The 3,236-nt window shown below is 44.3% G+C and carries 2 protein-coding genes and 1 pseudogene; all 3 read left to right on the plus strand.

The features are described 5' to 3' along the window. On the plus strand, positions 1 to 1,437 hold a 1,437-nt coding region (locus DWY55_RS21655), incomplete at its 5' end, for an L-fucose isomerase (protein WP_120178402.1). 14 nt (positions 1,438 to 1,451) lie between these two features. Further along, on the plus strand, positions 1,452 to 2,675 hold the full coding sequence (locus DWY55_RS21660; RefSeq protein ID WP_008662244.1) for a DUF6786 family protein: 1,224 nt from the start codon (positions 1,452 to 1,454) through the stop codon (positions 2,673 to 2,675). Positions 2,676 to 2,700: 25 nt separating this feature from the next. Beyond that, a pseudogene (locus DWY55_RS21665) lies at positions 2,701 to 3,236 on the plus strand (glucose/galactose MFS transporter); the annotation flags it as partial.

The following is a 3,236-nucleotide window of genomic DNA, read 5'->3' on the forward strand; positions in this document are numbered from 1 at the left end:
GAACGTCCGGGTGCGGTTTACCTGGCTTCAGCATTGGCAAGCCATACACAGAAGGGATTGCCTACTTTTGGCATTTACGGACGTGATGTACAGGAGGTGACCAATATGGAGATACCGGAAGATGTACAGGAAAAATTGTTGCGCTTTGCCCGTGCAGGTATAGCTGTGGCTACAATGAAGGGGAAATCCTATCTTTCAATCGGCAGTGTATCCATGGGCATTGCAGGCTCTATTCCCAATCCTGATTTCTTCCAAGAGTATTTGGGCATGCGTAATGAGTATGTGGATGCCAGTGAGATAGAACGTCGTGTCCAGTTGGGCATTTATGACCATGAAGAGTTCGCACGTGCCATGGCATGGACAGAAAAGTATTGCAAGAGTAATGAAGGGACAGACTTTAATCCGGAACATCTGGTATATTCCCGTGAAGAGAAAGATGCCCGTTGGGAATACGTGGTAAAAATGACCCTTATTTTCCGTGATATGATGATTGGCAATCCCAAATTGGCTGAAATGGGGTTCAAGGAAGAGTCAATGGGACACAATGCGATTGCTGCGGGTTTCCAGGGACAGCGCCAGTGGACGGATTATAAGCCTGACGGTGATTTTTCAGAAGCTATACTGAATACTTCTTTCGATTGGAACGGTATCCGTGAAGCATTTACTTTCGCTACGGAAAATGATACGTTGAATTGTACTTCAATGCTCTTCAATCATCTATTGACCAATACTGCACAGATATTTGCGGATGTGCGTACTTATTGGAGTCCGAATGCCATAGAACGGGTAACGGGTAAGAAATTGGAAGGTAAGGCGGCAAACGGTTTCATTCACCTGATCAACTCCGGCTCTTGTACGCTTGATGGAACAGGCTGTCAGACACGTGACAATAAACCGGTAATGAAGCCTTTCTGGGAAATTACGGAAGAGGAAGTAGAAGCTTGTCTTTCTGTAACCAAGTGGCATCCGGCCAGTCGCGAATATATGCGTGGCGGTGGTTATTCTTCCCAGTTCCTGACCCGTGGTGAAATGCCGGTAACAATGTGCCGTCTGAATCTCGTAAAAGGTCAAGGTCCGGTATTGCAGATTGCCGAAGGCTGGACAGTAAATTTGGATAAGGATGTCTTCAAGGCTATCAATGAACGTACTGACCGTACATGGCCTTCCACTTTCTTCGCTCCACGTCTGACAGGTAAGGGGTATTTCCGTGATGTATATACTGTTATGAATAACTGGGGGGCTAATCATGGCGCTATCAGTTATGGTCATATCGGTGCTGACTTGATTACTCTGGCTTCCATGCTTCGTATCCCGGTATGCATGCACAATGTTTCTGAGGAAAATATTTTCCGTCCCAGTGCATGGACTGCTTTTGGCGAGGATATGGAAGGCAGTGACTATAGAGCTTGCAAGAATTATGGACCTCTCTATAAATAAAGGACACAGGCGTTATGTTGAAATCAACCAAACTGAAAAACACTCTGCTGGTAGGTGCAACTGCAATACTTGTATCATGCGGCGGACAAAAAGAAATCAAGATGGGAAGTTATGCTTATGATGCCCAGTTCTTAAAGGACCACGGCATTGAATATACTGAATTGGTATCTGCTGATGGGAATTCTAAAGTGATGGTTATTCCCGCATGGCAAGGCCGTGTAATGACTACTTCCGCTTCCGGCGATGAAGGTGATAGTTACGGCTGGATTAATTATCGTTTCATAAATGAAGGCAAAGTCAGTTCTCAATTTAATCCGGTAGGAGGTGAGGAACGCTTCTGGCTTGGTCCGGAAGGTGGTCCGTTCTCACTTTATTTTAAGGAAGGACAAGAGCAGGTTTATGATAATTGGATAGTTCCTCCGGTACTTGATACTGAAGCTTTTGACATAAAGTCGCAAGACAACAGTAGTATCCGTTTTGTGAAAGATACCCGTTTGACAAATGCTTCCGGTACTACTTTTGATATGAATATTGACCGTACTGTATCGTTGATGGATGCCGGTGAAGTGGCTGCCGATTTTAATATCCAGCTTACAAATGATATGAAAATTGTAGCTTACAAGAGTGAGAATAAGATTACCAATACAGGTGACAAGGCATGGACAAAAGAGGGTGGTCTTGTATCCGTATGGATGCTCGGCTGTTTTAATCCTACACCGACCACTACTGTATTCATTCCTTATAAGCAAGATGCGGAAGGAACAATTGTGAATGATGAATATTTCGGTAAGATACCGGCGGATAGGCTGATAAAGGAAAATGGTATTATCTATTTCAAGATTGACGGGCTCTATCGTTCCAAGCTGGGATTGCCGGCTTCACGGGCAACGGATATTTGCGGAAGTTATGATTCATCGAAAGGCGTACTCACAATCCTGTGGTGTAGTCTTCCCGAAACTCCTTCAGTCTACGTAAATGGCCAATGGGGACCTCAGGAAGATCCGTTTGCCGGCGATGTAATCAACTCTTATAATGACGGTCCGGTAGAAGACGGTTCTATAATGGGACCTTTCTATGAAATTGAAACGTCTTCTCCTGGTGCGGAGCTGGCTCCCGGTGCCTCATTGGTCCATACGCAAAAGGTGATTCATATACAGGGTAAGGATGAACAATTGGTTCCTATCGTGCAAGATTTATTTGGAGCAGATTTGAATGTAATAAAAACAAAGTTTCAATAGGGTAACTATATAATGGAGAATTCGTATGGAATCAAATAAAATAATACCGAAAGGAATCCTCTTCCCATTCATTCTGCTCACTACTCTTTTCTTTGCCTGGGCTGTGCCGAATAATCTGACAGATACCATGCTTGCAGCTTTCAAGCGTATCATGAGTATGAGTGATTCAAAAACAGCCTGGATACAGGTAGTGTGCTATTTGTTGGGATATGGATGTTGTGCTGTTCCCGGTGCCTTGTTTATCAAGAAATACACTTATAAATCAGGCGTGATGCTGGGGCTTGGTCTATATGCATTTGGGGCTTTACTGTTCTATCCTGCCATGCTTAGCTCGGGAGTGAATGTTGATTTCAGCTTCTTTATGTATCTGCTGGCAATCTTTGTTCTCTTTGCCGGACTTTCAGTTCTGGAGACGTCTACTAATTCTTATGTATTGGCAATCGGTCCTGAAAGTACCGCGACACGCCGTTTGAATCTGTCTCAGGCCTTCAATCCGTTCGGAGCGATTACGGGAGTGGTGATCAGTCAGATTTTCATCCTCTCACAACTGAATGGAATGAC

It is taken from the genome of Bacteroides sp. AF25-38AC (assembly GCF_003602995.1).
Taxonomy (GTDB): domain Bacteria; phylum Bacteroidota; class Bacteroidia; order Bacteroidales; family Bacteroidaceae; genus Bacteroides; species Bacteroides uniformis.

Bases quoted from the DNA above. Each gene is read 5' to 3' on its own strand.
- DWY55_RS21660 (WP_008662244.1), top strand. From the start codon at position 1,452: ATGTTGAAATCAACCAAACTGAAAAACACTCTGCTGGTAGGTGCAACT.